We start from the raw sequence: 1235 nt of genomic DNA on the forward strand, positions 1-1235 counted from the left end.
ATTCGCGTCAACGGCCTGCAGCGGGTTTCCGCCGGCAGCGTGTTCGGGGCCTTGCCGCTGAACGTCGGTGACCAGGCCGATGACCGCCGTCTGGTGGACTCGACCCGTTCCCTGTTCAAGACCGGGTTCTTCCAGGACATCCAGTTGAACCGCGATGGCAATGTGCTGATCATCAACGTGGTCGAGCGCCCGTCGGTGTCGAGCATTGAGATCGAAGGCAACAAGGCGATCAGCACCGAAGACCTGATGAAGGGCCTGAAGCAATCGGGCCTGGCCGAAGGCGAGATCTTCCAGCGTGCCACCCTGGAAGGCGTGCGTAACGAACTGCAGCGCCAGTACGTGGCCCAGGGCCGCTATTCGGCCGAGGTCGACGCCGAGGTGGTGCCGCAGCCGCGCAACCGTGTGGCGCTGAAGATCAAGATCAACGAAGGCACCGTTGCTGCCATCCAGCACATCAACATCGTCGGCAACAACGTGTTCGACGATGAAACCCTGGGCCAGCTGTTCGAGCTGAAGACCACCAACTGGCTGTCGTTCTTCAAGAACGACGACAAGTACGCCCGCGAAAAACTCTCCGGTGACCTGGAGCGCCTGCGTTCCTACTACCTGGACCGCGGCTACATCAACATGGACATCGCCTCCACCCAGGTGTCGATCACCCCGGACAAGAAGCACGTCTACATCACCGTCAACATCAACGAAGGCGAGAAGTACACCGTTCGCGACGTGAAGCTCTCCGGTGACCTGAAGGTGCCGGAAGACCAGGTCAAGTCGTTGCTGCTGGTGCAGCCGGGCCAGGTGTTCTCGCGCAAGGTGATGACCACCACGTCCGAGCTGATCACCCGTCGCCTGGGTAACGAAGGCTACACCTTCGCCAACGTCAACGGCGTGCCCCAGCCGAACGACGAGGACCACACGGTAGACATCATGTTCGTGGTCGACCCGGGCAAGCGTGCCTACGTCAACCGCATCAACTACCGCGGCAACACCAAGACTGAAGACGAAGTGCTGCGTCGCGAGATGCGCCAGATGGAAGGCGGGTGGGCTTCGACCTACCTGATCGACCAGTCCAAGACTCGCCTGGAGCGCCTGGGCTTCTTCAAGGAAGTCAACGTCGAGACCCCACCGGTGCCCGGCACCGACGACCAGGTCGACGTCAACTACAGCGTCGAAGAGCAGGCTTCCGGTTCGATCACCGCCAGCGTCGGCTTCGCCCAGAGTGCGGGCCTGATCCT

Annotated in this window: 1 protein-coding gene; it reads left to right on the plus strand. The window is 61.5% G+C overall.

Features of this window, described 5'->3' with window-relative positions; translation table 11 throughout:
* A partial coding sequence (bamA, locus tag DMX11_RS25795; RefSeq protein ID WP_110748652.1) for an outer membrane protein assembly factor BamA occupies positions 1–1235 on the plus strand: 1235 nt, incomplete at both ends.

Source organism: Pseudomonas sp. LB-090624, assembly GCF_003205205.1.
Lineage (GTDB): Bacteria > Pseudomonadota > Gammaproteobacteria > Pseudomonadales > Pseudomonadaceae > Aquipseudomonas.